This window comes from Cyanobacterium sp. T60_A2020_053 (assembly GCA_015272165.1).
GTDB lineage: Bacteria > Cyanobacteriota > Cyanobacteriia > Cyanobacteriales > Cyanobacteriaceae > Cyanobacterium.
Genome location: JACYMF010000050.1, coordinates 13373 through 29882 on the forward strand (window position 1 = coordinate 13373; position 16510 = coordinate 29882).

Below are 16510 nucleotides of genomic sequence, written 5' to 3' on the forward strand. Positions count from 1 at the left end.
CCCTTTATGGTAACGCAACGGTACGAAGTAAACGATCTACAATGACTTTAGCATTGCGCCCTCCCTTGGGTATGAGACGATGGGCAAGAGCATGGGGTGCTAAAAATTTGACATCATCGGGGATACTATACTCTCTCCCTTCCAGAAAAGCTAAAACTTGAATGGTTTTTTGTAGTGCAACAGTACCACGAGGGCTAACTCCTAAGCTAATATCGTCATCTTGACGAGAAGCAGTGATAATATCAACGATGTATTTTTGTAACTCTGGGGCGACTTTGATTTGCTGACATTGTTGTTGTAGTGTGATGACATCCTCAAGGGAAAGACAAGGTTCAAGATTAGTGACCAAGGTTTGATCTAATTGTTTTTGTAGCATTAATAATTCTTCTTCGGGCGCTGGATACCCCAAACTAAGGGAAAGGGCAAAACGATCCATTTGTGCTTCCGGCAGGGGAAATGTGCCTTGATATTCTACGGGGTTTTGGGTGGCAATAACGAAGAAGGGCGCTGGAACTTTTTTGGCATCTCCATCTACTGTTATTTGTTTTTCTTCCATCACTTCCAATAGTGACGATTGGGTGCGAGGGGTGGCGCGATTAATTTCGTCAGCAAGGAGAATATTGGCAAAGGCTGGACCAGCTAAAAATTCAAACTCCCTTGTGTTAGGATTCCAAATATTAGTACCAGTAACATCACTGGGTAAAAGATCGGGAGTGCATTGAATGCGCTGAAATTTGCCGTTAATGGATTTAGCTAAGGATTTGGCGAGAAGGGTTTTTCCTACTCCCGGCACATCTTCTAGTAAAGCGTGACCTCCACTAAACAGCGCCACCAATACCAAGGTAATTGCTTCGTCTTTGCCCACAATGGCGCGCGCCAAATTTTTTCTGAGGATGGTTATTTTTTCTCGCATGGTTTTGGTCGTTTGATCCGAAAATACTAAATCACACTATTAACTAACTGTATTACTTTAGCAATTAATGGCTCGAAAAGGGTAAAATTTTAAGTCCAAGCCAAAATGATCGCAAATCTAATACACATCTCCAACAAATCATATTTTTTGCACTGTATTTCGTGCTTCTAGCCCGATTCTTGAAGAAAAATGAAAAAAAACTTTACTTTAATCCAAATCACCGATACTCACCTATTAGATGATCATAATGAAATTTTAAGAGGTCATAATCCTTACCAGAATTTACAGATGGTGTTACAGCAAGTCAAAACTTATCAACCCGATGGCTTATTACTAACAGGGGATTTAGCGGATCAAGGTAGCGCCCTTGCCTATAAATATTTATCTGAGGAGATGAATGAATTTAATTGCCCCATTTATTGGTTACATGGTAATCATGATAACCCTGAGCATTTAAAAAAAATATTGACACCATCTCAGCATTTAGGCTTTCAAGTCATTGATTTAGGTATGTGGCGATTACTAATAATTGATTCTGTGGTGGAGGGCGCTGGATTTGGAGAAGGTTATTTAGACACAGATCAATTAAACAGATTAAGAAAAGAATTATCTCAATATTCTGAAAAACCCACCATTATCGCTTTACATCATCATCCTATACCTACGGGCATTGATTGGCTAGATCAAATTGGCGTAAAAAATGGCGATGATTTAGTGATGTTGTTACATTCATTCCCCCAAGTGCCATTGGTATTATTTGGACATATCCATCATGAGTTAAATTATTCGCACATTAATGCCACTGGTGAGACTATCAACTTTTTTGGTTGTCCTTCTACTTTTTCTCAAGTTACACCACTCCAAGTTAATCCTGATGATCACTTACCCGGTTTTCGTCTCATTGATTTGTGTGAAGATGGCAGTTACCGCACCAAAATTCAAAGAGTTAAATAGGTGGTGTTGAAAAAGTATTTTGGTGAGAGGAGGTGTCAGGCTTCGGGTGTCAGGTTTCGGGTAAAATACTCATAAATTAAAGAGTTAAGCCAAATAGTTATTTTGGCTCTCCTACAGTAGTTATGACAAAATAATAAAAAATAAATAATTAATGTAAACTTTAATCAGTATGGCTTTGAGTATTTTAAAAATGTAATTATTATAAGTCAACAGTTTAAATTTAACCTAATACCTGATACCTGACACCTTTTTTTCACCTAATACCTGACACCTTTACAGCAAAGGGTTTTAATTTATTTAGTAGTTTTTATGCTGATTAAATACCTTAGTATTTCCTTGACGATTAAAACTTAAAACAGCAAAAGGTTGTTTCATCTTATCAGATTCCATCCCTGGGCTACCAATAGGCATACCAGCAACGGCTAATCCTTTCATATTTTTGGGTTTTTGGGTAAGAAATTTTTTAATATCATCGGCAGGAATATGCCCCTCCATCACATAACCATTGATAATAGAAGTATGACAAGAGGCTAACTCTGGAGGTAAATTATTTTTTTGTTTAATAGCATCTATATCATTAGTTTTAATATCTGTCACCTCAAAACCATGCTTTTTCATGTGTGAAATCCATTGCCCGCAACAACCACAAGAAGGGCTACGATAAACAGTTATTTTTTTACTACCACGATAATTAACTGTTGATTTATCCCAGACACTAACAGGGGTTGACTTATTCTCGTGATTTTCATTAGCATAACTGGGGTTATTGAAAGTAAAGGGAATACTGGCAATAATAGTTAAGGCGACAATGTTAGTCAAGTTTTTTAGTAATCTTGTTTTTCTCATGGCGGTTTCTCTTTTTATTGTCTTTTTTTTTATTATCTCAAAAAAATATGAAATTAAGATGAAATTATTTTCGGTAGATAAACAGTAAAAACACTACCTCTATTTTCTTCACTTTCTACCATGATTTTTCCAGCATGATTAATTACAATAGCATCTACCATCGCTAAACCCAAGCCACAGCTCCCGTTGTTTCTATTTCTAGCCTTATCAACTCGATAAAAACGGTTGAAAATTAATTTTTGCTCTTCTTTTGAAATACCAATTCCTGTATCTTTTATTTTAATAATTAAGTCTTTTTTATCGCTGTCTAAATAAATAGTAACTTCTCCATTAACTGGAGTATTTTGAATAGCGTTAATAATTAAATTGGTTATTAATCGATAAATTTCTTCTTCATTACCTCTAATAAAAGATTCTTTTTTATTGGTTAAGATTTGAGCAGATAGATTAATTTTATTTTCCACAGCTAAGTAACCGCATTCTTCCACTAAATCGTTAATAATATCTATTAAATTAATATATTTTTTATATTTTTCTGTAATTATATCAAGAGAAGATTGGCGATTATCTAATTTATTTAACATTAATAAATCATTGACAATATTAATTAATCTTTGATTTTGTCTATAAATGATTTCCAAAGTTTCTTGACTATCTTTAATTGTTAAATTATCTGTTAATAAAACACTATCTAAGGTTACTTTTATTGAAGCTAAAGGAGTTCTTAATTCATGGGCAACATCTGAACTAAATTGAGATTTTTGTTCATAAGCTAAAGAAAGAGGTTGCATCGCTTTATCTGCTAAATAGTAACTAGCAAAAATAACAATAATAATTAAAACTGGTAAGCCTAATAATAATAAAATTCTAATATTAGCTACATAATTATCAAAATCTTCTAAACTTCTACCGATTTGTAAATAACCCCATTCTTGGTTATTGGTAGTATGTAAAAGTATCGTTATTTGACGATAACGAATGCCTTTTTTATCTTTGAAAGTAATTAATTCTTGCTGATATTTATTCAAAGGTATAATATCAGTTTCTATTCCAGATATGGCGATTAAATTTTCTGATAAGCCAAAGAAGTGAAAGAAGTATTTTTGTGGCGTGATAAGTTGGTTTTTTCGATAATCTCTCAAACACTTATTATCAACTAAACATAAATCGGTGATAATATTTTTAATTTTATCTTCTAATTGATTCGGTTCATTTAACAAAGGTTTAAAACTATTGTGGAGGGCGCTGGTAACAGTTTTTAACTCCTGATTTATAGTAACATAATGAGCGTGGGCGATAGCTTCATAAACTAAAAAAGCCCCAAGAGTTATTACCCCAGAAAAAATAGAAACATACCAACGAATTAAAGATACTTTTGTTTTGTGAAAAAGAAGATTATTTTTCATAAAATATGTTCTGTCAAGTCCGCTTGAACACTTACAAATTAATAATATCAACGTCTTACAACCTGTTTTAAAATTTTCATTGTAAGTAATTTTCTGAACTTAATATTACTTGTCAAACCAAACTATTTAATTTTAGGTTGACTTAATGCAGAATTAGTTTGTAGTCCGAAATTTAATCCTACAACACTAACCGATAAAATAATTAAAGATATTTTGTTTAAATTCTCCACAACTTTATTTCCTTTTATATTTGTTAATAGCTCGATCCTAACAATAAATTATGAAACTAGGATGAAAATTATTTAATGACTAAACGATAACCTAAACCGTAAACAGTTTCGATTAAATCATCATAACCATATTGTGCTAATTTTTTTCTGAGGAGGCGAATTTGTGCGGCGACAACGTTACTAATAGTATCTACGCCTACTTCCCATAATTGATATAGTAATTGGTCTCTGGTAATAATTTGCTGGGGATGTTTCATAAAAAATTCTAGCAAATTAAATTCTTTATTTGTTAATGTAATAATTATTAAGTTTCCTGTGGTTTCTTTAATTTTTAAAGTACTCTCTTGAGAGTCTAAGGTCAGATTATTTAATTGTAATTGTGATGGCTGAAAAAGAGGTGATCGTCTTAATAAAGCTCTAATTCTAGCTAACAATTCTATCATATCAAAAGGTTTAATTAAATAATCATCTGCTCCAGCATCTAAGCCTGTTACTTTATCCGTCATGGAATCTTTTGCTGTTAACATTAACACAGGTAAAGGATTATTTTTAATTCTTAAAAGTTTAATAATTTCAATGCCAGATAAACTAGGTAATAACCAATCAATAATAGCTAAATCATAGTGAATAAAACTATCATCTAAATAATTACAAGCCTCTTTGCCATCTGAAACCCAATCAACAACGTAGTTATGTTGAGTCAAGATTTTTTTAATAGCTAAACCTAAATCTGACTCATCTTCTACCAATAAAATACGCATCTTTTTTGAATGATAAATAGGTATCTATTTAATTAATGATAACCACAGATCATGAAATGAGAATGAAATTTATCTTACTGACGTTACGCACAATAAACCTTGAAATACTAATTTTTCGTTCACATTTAACCTCTGAAACTATTAATATCTCCTTTGACTGCGTAACATCAGTTATCTTATTTAAAATTTTATTTCACCCTTATTTCATATTCATCATGCAATATGTAAATTGTAATCATTTTATATCCAATTACACCGCCAATTAGTCGTGATAGAGAATCTTAATTTTAGTAGAAGGAATTTTCTGCAACTTACGGGAGGCATTGCTGGTAGTGTTATTCTGCATCAAATTTTACCAGTATCAGCGAAAAACATTAGTGCCAATGGCTATTTAGAGGGAGAAGTTATTGATTTGGCTATTGCCGAAACAAAAATTAACATCGATGGTAGTTCTGCCATGGGTAAACTGCTAAATAGTAGCTTACCCTCCCCTACCATTAGGCTAAAAGAGGGGCAAAACGTGACGATAAATGTTACGAATCAATTAAATGAGGATACTTCGATTCATTGGCATGGTTTGATTTTACCAGCAAATATGGACGGAGTGCCGGGAGTAAGTTTTCGGGGGATAAAACCGGGAGAAACTTTCACTTATAAATTTCCTGTGAATCAGAGTGGCACTTATTGGTATCATAGTCATAGCAATATGCAAGAACCAATGGGGATGTATGGTGCTATTATTATTGACCCTGTTGAATCTGAGCCTTATAATTATACTCAAGATTATGTCATAATGCTCTCAGATTGGAGTTTTGAGAATCCTCACGCTATTCTCGCCAATTTGAAGAAAATGCCTACTTATTATAATTACCAAAGGCGCACTGTTGCTAATTTGAAAGAAGATTTGCCATGGCAGAAAATGCGTATGGAGTCGAGTGATATGGCGGATGTGACGGGCGCTACTTATACTTATTTGATGAATGGTAAAACCAGTAATGATAATTGGACTGGTATATTTAATAAAGATGAGAAAGTTAGGCTAAGAATCATCAACGCTTCGGCAATGACGTTGTTTGATGTGAGAATACCTAATCTACCCATGACAGTTATACAAGCAGATGGACAAAATCTGCAACCGGTGAAAGTAGATGAATTGAGGATTGGGGTAGCAGAAACTTATGATGTGATTGTTGAGCCTGACACTCAAGAGGCTTATACTATATTTGCAGAGACTCTGGATCGTAGTGGCTATGTTAGAGGTACACTAGGGATAAAACAAGGATTATCTGCTGAAATTCCTGCTCGTAGACAGCGCCCGTTGCGTACAATGGATGATATGGGAATGGATCATAATGCTCATAGTGGTCATGATAATCAATCATCTTCATCAAGTCAAGACCACAGTAGTCATAGTTCATCTGATCATAGCAATCATCAAGCCTTAGATCAAGATAATCATAATCAACATCAAAATCATGATATGTCTAATATGCCAACTATGGATCATAGTAGCCATGATATGTCCAATATGGATCATAGTAATCATGATATGTCCAACATGGATCATAGCAACCATGATATGAGTGAAAAAGAAACCCTAGATTTTTCATGGCAACCGAGGGGAGAAAACAACAACGGCATGGGTAATGCTGCAACGCCAATGATGGTAAAAAATCGTTTAAATGAAGCTGGAGTTGGCTTAGAAAATGCTAAACATCGAGTGTTAGTTTATACCGATTTAAAAAGTTTAAAACCATTAAAAAATAGAAGAAAGCCAGATAGAGAAATAACTCTATATTTAACAGGAAATATGGAGCGTTATATGTGGTCATTTAATGGTAAAAAATATTCAGAAGAAAAAGAAATTGACTTTTATTATGGAGAAAGACTAAGACTAACATTTGTCAATGATACCATGATGGAACATCCTATACATTTACACGGAATGTGGATGGAATTAGTGAATGGAAATGGTGATTATCAACCTCGAAAACATACAATTATTGTCAAACCAGCCGAAAAATTATCTACAGAAATTGATGTTGATGCCAAAGGAAAATGGGCATTTCATTGCCATTTAATGTATCACATGGATGTGGGAATGTTCCGCACTATCAATGTTATTTCCTAGAAAATAATTGAGTTTTTAAAAAACTTTTGCGTCTTCTTCTTTGCGTGAAAAACTTTTAAAGATATGATTTTTAACCTCAAAAGTCTTTTAGTAGGGTGGGCAATGCCCACCAATATTTCCTAATTTTACCTCTAAAGAGGTAACTACGAACCTTATTTTAAAAAACAATTATAGCAATGTTATCCTTTAAATATAGTAAATTGTTACTTCGATCAAGCCTAATATCTTTGTTTATTTTTATCTTATTTTCTCAGCAATCTAAAGCAGAAGAAATTAATAAAACCATCCTAAAACAAACGATTAATATTAATACATTTAAACAGAAAAATAATTCAGAAGAAAAAGAACTATTTTTTCAAAATTTTGAAGATAAACAATATTTAATTCAAGAAAAGGATGTTACTTTTTCTCAACATAATCATAACCAAAATAATGATTTTGGTGAGCCTATCGATGATAATCAAATTTTTTATAAAATTTTTTTTGATCAGTTAGAATATCAGGTTAATGATAGTCAAAATATTTTTAATTGGGGTATTAATAGTTGGGTGGGTGGGGATTATCGAAAATTTGTTTTTAAAAGTGAGGGTGATGTAAGTTTAGATGATGGCAGTGGTGAGGCAGAGTTACAATTTTTATACAGTAAACAAGTTTCTCCCTATTTTGATTTTCAAGCTGGTTTGAGATATGATCAATTATACGGAGAAAAGGGAAATGGGCGAGGTTTTGCGGTTATTGGGGTGGAAGGATTAGCACCTTATTTTGTGGAAGTTAATACTGCTTTATTTATTAGTCATCAAGGGGATATTTCGGTAAGACTTAAAGCTGAAAAGGAATTATTGCTTTCTCAAAGGTTGATTTTGCAACCGAAAATAGAGACAAATTTAGCGATACAGGAAGTAAAAGAATTTGGCATCGGTAGCGGTTTTAATAATTTAGAATTAGGGTTACGATTACGTTACGAAATTAACCGAGAATTTGCACCTTATACTGGTGTTAATTGGAATAAATTATTTGGCAATACGGCTAAATTTGCTCAGGATGAAGGTGAAAGTAGTAATGATTTAAAATTTCTGACTGGGATACGGTTAATATTTTAAATTATATATAGTGAAAGGTGGGCATTCCCCACCCTACTTTTTAATTTTAGCTTTGATTATGTCCTTCGTGATTTTCTTTTTTATTATCTTTAGTTGATTGATGATTCATGTTACATTTAGATTTATCTTTTTCTCGACAATGAGAATGTCCTTCATGACTTAATACTGGCGAAGTTTTGATAGTGAAACTAAACGTAAGTCCTGTTAAAAATAACAGGGAAATTAATAGTTTGTTCATAATTTAGTAATCTTTTACTTAAACAATAGTAGCTATTATAGCGTTTTTCATAGTTACGAGGTACAAAAATAAAATTAAAGTTTTCCTAATTAAAGGATTTTAGCGTACCTCACAAGGGTAAAAATTGCTATATAATTATGAAATGACCATGAAAAATTATTTTTGTATATTTAAATTTGATAAACTATCCTAGGAGTTCAAAAACTATGGCTTTATTTACTAATCAAAAACAATTACGTCGTTTACATCGGTTTCTAGCGCCCTTCACCGTGATACCAATATTAATAACTCTTTTTACAGGAGTCTTTTTTGAGTTGGCGGTAACAGTAGATAAATTTGATGAATTTTCATGGTTATTATCATGGCATCGAGGCGATTTTGGTATTTTAGATTTATCTAAATTTTATCCTTTTTTGAATGCCTTAGGTTTATTTTTTTTGGCAATTTCTGGGATTAGTTTATGGTGGCAAAATAATTTTAAATCGAGAAAGAAAAAAACATCTTCACAAAATGATTAAATATATTAGTTTTTAAACTGCCCATCATGGTTAAGTCTTCATTATTTAAGTTATTTACCGATCACCAATATCAACATTATCGGTAGCACCAAAAATCGCTTCATAATGAAGATAATATTTAAACTCAAGAATATTATAAGCTGGGTCTTGTATAAAAACCGTGTGATGTTCGGTAATTTCCCCAGCAAATCTCAATCGTGGCGGTTGATAAAATTCGATTTGATGGGTTTCACAGCGCCCGACTAACTCAAACCAAGCGCCCTCCGCCGTAAAAATTAAACCAAAATGACGGGGATATATGCCTTTCGGTGGCAATAATTGTCAATTATTCATTTTCTCCATCAACTTCCAAAGCAGGATAAGTAACTAATGCTGGTTGTAAACCTAACAGAGAGCGAATTTTTAACCAAGCCCATTCCTGCCACCAACCCACAATACCACTAGGTAAAACAGTTACCACAATTAAAAATAGCGCCCCTTGAAAAAATAACCAAATCTCAGGAAAACTCTCACTCAAAAGACTTTCCCCATAACGTACCAAAACAGTACCCAAAATCGCACCAATAAGGGTACCTCTACCACCTACAGCCACCCAAATCACCATTTCGATAGAAAAAGCTACATCCATGCTGGTAGGGGTAATAATGCCCGTTTGTACAGTATAAAGCGCCCCTGACAACCCAGCCAGCGCCCCTGATAGTGCAAAAACCAACACCTTAAAACCAGTGGGATTGTAACCTGAAAAACGCACCCTCATTTCATCATCACGAATAGCCACCAGTAAGCGCCCGAATCTGCCTTGAGTCAACCAACGACAGAGAAAATAAACCAAAATCAGCATGACAATGGTAATTTCATAAAAAGCGATTTGAGCGGATGTAGAGCCGACTAACACCCCAAAAATCTTCTCTGTATCAGTCTTTAAACCGTTTGTACCATTGATTAACTGCTGTTGTCCATTGAAAAAGTTAAAAAAGACGATTAAAGCTGCCTGAGTCAAAATTGAAAAATAAACGCCCTTAATACGATTACGAAAAACTAAATATCCCAACAATCCTGCCACAATACCGGGAATTACCACTAAAGCTACTAAAGTAAAAGGAAAACTGTTGAAAGGTTGCCATGCCCAAGGTAATTCTTTAACACCGTAGAGAGTGAAAAAAGAGGGTAATTGACCTTCTGGTAATTGCAAATTGAGATACATGGCAAAAGCATAACCGCCAAGACTGAAAAAGATACCATGACCTAAACTTAATAAGCCTGTATAACCCCAAATTAAATCAATGCCTAACGCTGTAATAGCCAAAGCCAAAAATCTGCCCATTAACCTCAAACGAAAGGGAGACAAAACAAAGGGAAATACAACGGCGAAAATGAGGATGATTACAGCAGTGATACCCAACTTGAGCCAAAAACTGCGTTTATTCATTTTTTCTTTGATTGGTGGAGTTAGCCGTACCATGAACTAGATAAAATCAAACCGTTTACGGTGGCAAGTTTAGCTTAAAAAAAACCTTTTTAAAAGTTTATAGTGAACAAAAATACACAATGAAAAGGGCAAAGGGCAAAGGGCAAGGGGCAAAGGTAAATTTAAAGATAGCTTGAACTATGATTAAATTTGCTTACGTATTAAAAGACAAGGTTTTAAACCTTTTATTCTTCGATAAAAAGTGATTATTTGCCTAAAGTCTTTAATTTATAAGCCTTTAAACCTTTGCCCTTTGTTCTTTTAACTTTTCCCTTTAAAAACCTTTGCCCTTTGCCCTTTTAACTTTTCCCTTCGATCAATCCTAATTAACTGCAATTTCTTTAAAACGAATTTCATCCCGGTGAGGATCACAATAAGCTACTTGTAATTTGAAGTTTTCCCCTAATTTTAGTGGTCGATCGGCTCGATAAGGAAATTCTAAACCAATATCTTCTAGTAAAATTAAAGCTAAAAACTCATCTTCTCGTAACCAACGCAACATTAAAACTTCCCAAACTTCATCGCTATGTTTCTGAAGATACTGTAAACTCCAATAACGATTAGTTTGCCGTTCTACTAATACCGCTTCATAGGATGTCGAAGTAACATTGAATAAAATCGTCTGCATTTCATCCCTTGCGAATGGTAAGGTATCCCCCCGCAAGTGTGCCTTAATTTGAAAATGGGCTAGTAAATCAGTGTAACGGCGAATAGGGGAAGTAACTTGAGTGTAGGCTGGTAATCCTAAACTGGCATGGCGCGCGGGGGATAAACCCGTTTCACTTTTGGGCATACAGCGGCGCAAGGCGGAAGAGCGCACGGGACCAGCCGGTAGTAAAATCAACTCTTCATTAGGTGGCAAATCTGGTTGCGGTTGCCCACGAAATGGCACAGGAATTTCATTTTCTTGGCAAAAGCGCCCGGCAACTTCCCCTGTCAAAATCATCATTTCTGCCACCAAAGAACGAGAATAAGAATCATCTAGTAATTCTATACTAACATCATCTTCATTTTTGACCTTGATTATGGCTTCGGGCATGGATATGGTTACTGAACCGTTATCCTTACGCCATTGTGTACGGCGGCGAGCGCCCTCCGCCAACTGCTTAATCTCTGGTTCTGCTTGTATATCCAGATGCAACATTTCATCAACATCGGTATAACTCAAACGATAAGTAACCTTGATTAAGGTAGCATGAATTTGATAATCTACCACTGCTCCAGCATCATCAAGAATCACCCCAAAACTCAAGGCAGGGCAAATTTGACCTTGAATCAAACTCATGGGTCCTGTGGCTAATACAGGGGGAAACATGGGAATCATCCCCGTAGGTAAGTATAAACTGGTGCTACGTTTGCGCGCTTCTAAGTCTAAAGCATCATGGGGAGAAATCAAGCGAGTGGGATCGGCAATGTGAATCCAATACCGCAAAGTGCCATCAGGCAAAGTTTCTACGCTCAAACCATCATCGATTTCCCTCGTACTTTCATCATCAATGGTATAAACTTTTTGTGCCGTTAAATCCAAACGAGGTTGGGGATCGAAAATTTCTTGACCTTGCGCAATTCTAGCTATAATTGATTGTGCCATTTGTACCACCGGTAGGGGAAAGTTATTAGGATAAGAACTACGTAATAAGAAAATATTTTCATGCTCACTCCACAGTTTAAGATCAACCAATAATTGCCATGCTTCTTCAACAGTTTTGCTGCGCCCGACACTTTCTAACAAATCTTGGGCTTGTTTGGAGGGCGCTTCGGGTTGCAATACCCATTTTTTGAGAAATTCTAACTGATTTAGATCATTTTCGCCCCATAACACATCCTCACCTTTTAAACATTGCTGAAGACGACCAAAAAATTCTTCTTTTTCCCTTGCCCTTTGTGCCTCCATTGCCAACTGGTGTTTAATCTCCTCTACCTGTGTCGCTGGGCGAGGTTCATAAATATCCGCTTTTTTCTTAAAATAAATTTTATCTTCCGACAGCAGAAGATGACAAGCATAACAAAGTAAAGGAGTTTCCTCACTGAAAATTAAACCAGCTAACTCTTGGGGAGTGACGGTGCTAGAATCTTCGCTCAATAATTCCCAAGCAATTTCTAAATGAGCAGGGTCAACATATTTTAAAGCCTCTTGGTTAAATTTTTCGATGTCAGACGGCTTAAAAGATTCACCCTTAACCAAATAATCTATCTTTTGGGGCTTAACTTTATGATTTGTACCATTTTGATCAATGGCAATCCAATCTTTTTTTCCTTCCGGCTTGTCTATCACCGCCAAGCGGCGATTGCCGTTAACTTTAAACTCTACTAGCGTACCTTTTTCCACCCTGATCCTTCTCTTTTTGATGAGCAATAGATCAAGTTTAATCTGATTTTGGGTAACTGTAAAGCTAGGTTGTTTCTTTTAGCTATTTTTAAATATTTTTTGGTATTCGCATAATTTTAACAATGCTTAACTTAATATTTTCATTTTTTTATACAACTTTTTTGGTAAAGTGAATGTATTAAAGTGAATTATTAATTGTCACTTGATTTTAAAATTATCAAAAAATAGTGGGTCTAAAACCCTGCCGTTTACGGCATTATTGTGTTAGACTAATTTTAGCAGTAACCAGTAATGTGGGCTGACTAAAAAATAAACAAGTGCGGTAGGGACTACCGTAATTAAACAGCCCAGTAATGGCGTTCTGTCGGGGGTGAGGCTACAAAGCCAAGCCTAGATAAGAGTCTATATGGGAATCCCCGTTCCTTTAGGTCGGGGAGGTTCAAGTCTGTAAAATTTAGGTTTCACTCTAAAAAAGTAGTAGAAGCCTATTTAGATTTTGCTGAAAAAGTGGAGTAGTGAAGGCAAATTGACAATTGACAATGGATAATTGACAGTTATGAGGTTTTACTATCTTCGTGTAGTATCCATGTTCGTTTGATCACCTATAAATCGATTAAAAATAATCTTAGTTCAATTTATTGAACTATCGGGCTATTGGTTCCGTGTAATTCATTACACGGTGGGTAAAGTGCGAAGAGAGAATCTATTTGTAACTAATTATCCGAACTTAATATTATTCAGCAAACCTTATTTCGATGAGGTTTTGAATTGAAATAGTTGTATTAATTTTAAAAACAGTAAAAAGTCAAGTAAGTTTACAAAACTTAATGTAAATGTAACAAGTATTAATAAACTTAACAAAAAGAAGTAGTGCAGACTCTGTTAAACTGAGGAAAGCATAAAATAGCCATTATAAACTTAAAAATACTGTCTAAAATCACATAACTATGGTAACAACAGTTAACAAACCAGAATTTGAAGAATTACGTCCGGGTATTAAAACCCCAGCAAAAGAAACCATTTTAACCCCTCGTTTTTACACCACGGATTTTGACGAGATGGCAAAAATGGACCTCAGTGTTAACGAAGATGAATTAAGAGCCGTCATCGCTGAGTTTAAAGAAGATTACAACCGTCATCATTTTGTCCGCAATGCTGATTTTGATCAGTCTTGGGATCATATTGATGGGGAAACTCGTCGTTTATTTGTAGAATTTTTAGAGCGCTCTTGCACTGCTGAATTTTCGGGCTTTTTGTTATACAAGGAATTAGGAAGAAGATTAAAAACTACCAATCCTCTTTTAGCAGAAGGTTTTAATCTCATGTCACGGGATGAGGCGCGCCATGCTGGTTTCCTCAACAAAGCCTTAACTGATTTTAATTTATCTCTTGATTTAGGCTTTTTAACTAAAAGTCGTAGTTATACTTTCTTTAAACCTAAGTTTATTTTCTACGCCACTTATTTATCCGAAAAAATTGGTTATTGGCGTTATATCACTATTTACCGTCACTTACAGCAAAACCCTGAAAATCGCATTTATCCTATCTTCAAGTTTTTTGAAAATTGGTGTCAAGACGAAAATCGTCACGGTGACTTTTTTGATGCAATTCTCAAAGGTAAACCTGAGTTTCTTAATGACTGGAGGGCGCGCTTATGGTGTCGTTTCTTTTTGTTATCTGTATTTGCGACGATGTATCTTAATGATATTCAGCGCTCTGATTTTTACGCTTCTATTGGTTTAGATGCAAGGGATTATGATAAAAAGGTAATTGAGAAAACCAATGAAACTGCAGCGCGCGTCTTCCCTATCATGTTAGATTTGGATGATCCTAAATTCTACGGTAGCTTAGAAGCCTGTGTGAGTAATTGTGAGAAGTTGCGCGCCATTGATGCGACTAATGCCCCAGCGCCCCTCAAACTCTTACGTAAATTACCGTTATATCTTGCTAACGCTGGTAAGTTTTTAACTCTCTATTTCATTAAACCCATTGAAACCGAAAATTTACAGGGTTGTGTGCGTTAATTAAAGGGCAAAGTTGAAAGGGCAAAGGTTTTTAAAGGGCAAAGGGCAAAGGGTTTATGAATTATGAATTATGAATTATGAATTATAATCCTCCCCTGCCTCCCCTGCTTCCCCTGCTTCCCCTGCTTCCCCTGCTTCCCTTTCTCCCGTGCCTCCTCTGCTTCCCCTTTCCTTCCCTAAAGCGGAGTGAGGGTTTTAAACATTTTCAGTAATTGAAGTAAAAAAATATTGTGTCTTACCTCGTCAGCTAATTGTGTTGCGAAACGGGGTGAGACTTTTTCTGCTTCTAATTCGGCGTATTCAGAGGCAGACAGGGGCGAATTATCAAGGTAAGAGCGCCCTTCAACGATTATTTCAGTGCTTAAAACTTCTTCTGGAGTGTCTGACTCTGGAGGTAATCCGTGACTGGGAAAAGGAAAAATTAGGGTAAAAAAGACAGAAAAATAAAATAACTTCATAAAGAGGTGGGAACTTAAACCAATTTGAGTTATATTATAGTATCAATATGATTAGCTACAATAAGTAGGGAGGTAGTTATTTCAGAACAACTCAATCTGACGGTCAGCTTAAGAGGCACTCGTGAAGTCAGAAAAAATTGTCAAATTTTTCACCTAGTAGGGCAGCTAGACGCATTTTCTGAGCCGACTTTTCAGAAAGTAATCCTCAGCTATGTCAAAGAGGGTATTAAAAATATTATCCTCGATTTATCTCAAATTGACTTTATTGATAGCTCAGGGTTAGGGGCGCTGGTGCGTATTGTTAAGGCGATGGAAGCAGTGAAGGGCAAATTACAAATTGTTACTAACCCTAGAGTTACCCAAACCGTCAAAATGGTGCGACTGGAAAAATTCCTTAATCTGCGCCCTTCCCTAGATGAAGCATTAGAGGATTTAGCCTAATCTGATTATGACAATGCCAAGTGATGAAAAAGGGCAGGAAAATGACTTATTCTCCGCATCTGATGAAGTCAAGAAAGAGCATAATTTATTACCTGCGAAATCAATTTCTCCTTCTTCATTGCGACAAATTTCCCCCAATACCTTAGCCTACATTGGTGATGCTGTTTATGAGTTGCACATTCGCACTCATTATCTTTTACCTTGTTTAAAGATAGCAGATCACCATCGCCGGGTAGTGGAACAAGTGAGAGCAGAAACTCAAGCGCGCTACCTGAATCAAATTATGATTCAATTAACCCCAGAAGAAAAAGACTGGGTAAGGCGTGGGCGTAATTCTGTCAATAAATCTCCTCGCCGTTTGTCATTGACAGTGTATCAACAAGCCACAGGATTAGAAACTTTACTCGGTTATCTCTATATTACCGACGGCGCGCGCCTCACTCATATCCTTCAGCAACTAGATTTAAAATAATATTTCGTTTTTTATGATGATTAATCAAAGTATCTACATTTGATATTCAATGAATGAAAGTTGATATGTTCTAATGGGAAGTGATTATCATGTCAGTTATTAGTAAATGGGGAAATAGTTTAGCAGTAAGAATTCCCAAATCAATTATAGCTCAGTTAAAATTAGAGGCGTTGCATCATTGCGGGATGATATGCAATTTTCTGATAGGTTGAAACAACTGT

Annotated in this window: 16 protein-coding genes; 8 read left to right on the forward strand and 8 right to left on the reverse strand. The window is 35.2% G+C overall.

The features are described from left to right. Positions 1 to 4: 4 nt before the first annotated feature. Positions 5 to 913: a MoxR family ATPase gene (locus tag IGQ45_07035; protein ID MBF2056966.1), complete on the reverse strand. Its 909-nt coding sequence runs from the start codon at positions 911 to 913 to the stop codon at positions 5 to 7. A 189-nt stretch (positions 914 to 1102) separates the two neighbouring features. On the opposite strand from IGQ45_07035, the gene IGQ45_07040 reads away from it, so the two are divergent. Next, the gene (locus IGQ45_07040; GenBank protein MBF2056967.1) at positions 1103 to 1867 is read left to right on the forward strand and encodes a metallophosphoesterase; all 765 of its coding nucleotides are present in this window, start codon (positions 1103 to 1105) and stop codon (positions 1865 to 1867) included. A gap of 297 nt (positions 1868 to 2164) precedes the next feature. Here the strand turns inward: IGQ45_07040 and IGQ45_07045 are convergent, their stop codons facing one another. The 3 genes from IGQ45_07045 to IGQ45_07055 all read right to left on the reverse strand — a co-directional run bounded on the left by IGQ45_07045 (position 2165) and on the right by IGQ45_07055 (position 5110). Then, the gene (locus tag IGQ45_07045) at positions 2165 to 2713 is read right to left on the reverse strand and encodes a DUF411 domain-containing protein (GenBank protein ID MBF2056968.1); all 549 of its coding nucleotides are present in this window, start codon (positions 2711 to 2713) and stop codon (positions 2165 to 2167) included. 53 nt (positions 2714 to 2766) lie between these two features. Beyond that, positions 2767 to 4119, reverse strand: a complete 1353-nt coding sequence (locus IGQ45_07050; GenBank protein MBF2056969.1) for a HAMP domain-containing histidine kinase — start codon at positions 4117 to 4119, stop codon at positions 2767 to 2769. Between the two features lie 298 nt (positions 4120 to 4417). Beyond that, complete coding sequence (locus IGQ45_07055; protein ID MBF2056970.1) at positions 4418 to 5110, reverse strand: response regulator transcription factor; 693 nt, start codon at positions 5108 to 5110, stop codon at positions 4418 to 4420. Positions 5111 to 5381: 271 nt separating this feature from the next. Here IGQ45_07055 and IGQ45_07060 point away from each other — a divergent pair, with 271 nt between their 5' ends. The 3 genes from IGQ45_07060 to IGQ45_07070 all read left to right on the forward strand — a co-directional run bounded on the left by IGQ45_07060 (position 5382) and on the right by IGQ45_07070 (position 9097). Further along, entirely contained in the window at positions 5382 to 7241 is a 1860-nt protein-coding gene (locus IGQ45_07060) for a copper resistance system multicopper oxidase (GenBank protein MBF2056971.1), read from the forward strand. A 176-nt stretch (positions 7242 to 7417) separates the two neighbouring features. Continuing rightward, the gene (locus tag IGQ45_07065; protein ID MBF2056972.1) at positions 7418 to 8341 is read left to right on the forward strand and encodes a copper resistance protein B; all 924 of its coding nucleotides are present in this window, start codon (positions 7418 to 7420) and stop codon (positions 8339 to 8341) included. 444 nt (positions 8342 to 8785) lie between these two features. Then, positions 8786 to 9097, forward strand: coding sequence for a hypothetical protein (locus tag IGQ45_07070; GenBank protein ID MBF2056973.1), 312 nt, complete (start codon positions 8786 to 8788; stop codon positions 9095 to 9097). A gap of 54 nt (positions 9098 to 9151) precedes the next feature. Here the strand turns inward: IGQ45_07070 and IGQ45_07075 are convergent, their stop codons facing one another. The 3 genes from IGQ45_07075 to IGQ45_07085 form a co-directional block, all read right to left on the reverse strand. Continuing rightward, a complete protein-coding gene (locus IGQ45_07075; protein ID MBF2056974.1) occupies positions 9152 to 9412 on the reverse strand; it encodes a hypothetical protein in 261 nt (86 codons plus the stop codon). A gap of 10 nt (positions 9413 to 9422) precedes the next feature. Next, a complete protein-coding gene (gene urtC, locus IGQ45_07080; protein ID MBF2056975.1) occupies positions 9423 to 10559 on the reverse strand; it encodes an urea ABC transporter permease subunit UrtC in 1137 nt (378 codons plus the stop codon). A gap of 328 nt (positions 10560 to 10887) precedes the next feature. Beyond that, positions 10888 to 12894: a VacB/RNase II family 3'-5' exoribonuclease gene (locus tag IGQ45_07085; protein ID MBF2056976.1), complete on the reverse strand. Its 2007-nt coding sequence runs from the start codon at positions 12892 to 12894 to the stop codon at positions 10888 to 10890. Positions 12895 to 13841: 947 nt separating this feature from the next. Here IGQ45_07085 and acsF point away from each other — a divergent pair. After that, positions 13842 to 14918: a magnesium-protoporphyrin IX monomethyl ester (oxidative) cyclase gene (gene acsF, locus IGQ45_07090; GenBank protein MBF2056977.1), complete on the forward strand. Its 1077-nt coding sequence runs from the start codon at positions 13842 to 13844 to the stop codon at positions 14916 to 14918. Positions 14919 to 15094: 176 nt separating this feature from the next. Here the strand turns inward: acsF and IGQ45_07095 are convergent, their stop codons facing one another. Then, positions 15095 to 15376, reverse strand: coding sequence for a hypothetical protein (locus IGQ45_07095; GenBank protein MBF2056978.1), 282 nt, complete (start codon positions 15374 to 15376; stop codon positions 15095 to 15097). Between the two features lie 60 nt (positions 15377 to 15436). Between IGQ45_07095 and IGQ45_07100 the strand changes: the two genes are divergently transcribed. From IGQ45_07100 to IGQ45_07110, 3 genes are all read left to right on the forward strand, one after another. Further along, positions 15437 to 15817, forward strand: a complete 381-nt coding sequence (locus tag IGQ45_07100; protein MBF2056979.1) for an STAS domain-containing protein — start codon at positions 15437 to 15439, stop codon at positions 15815 to 15817. Between the two features lie 7 nt (positions 15818 to 15824). After that, entirely contained in the window at positions 15825 to 16289 is a 465-nt protein-coding gene (locus tag IGQ45_07105) for a hypothetical protein (GenBank protein MBF2056980.1), read from the forward strand. Between the two features lie 89 nt (positions 16290 to 16378). Continuing rightward, positions 16379 to 16501, forward strand: coding sequence for an AbrB/MazE/SpoVT family DNA-binding domain-containing protein (locus tag IGQ45_07110; GenBank protein MBF2056981.1), 123 nt, complete (start codon positions 16379 to 16381; stop codon positions 16499 to 16501). Positions 16502 to 16510 lie beyond the last annotated feature (9 nt).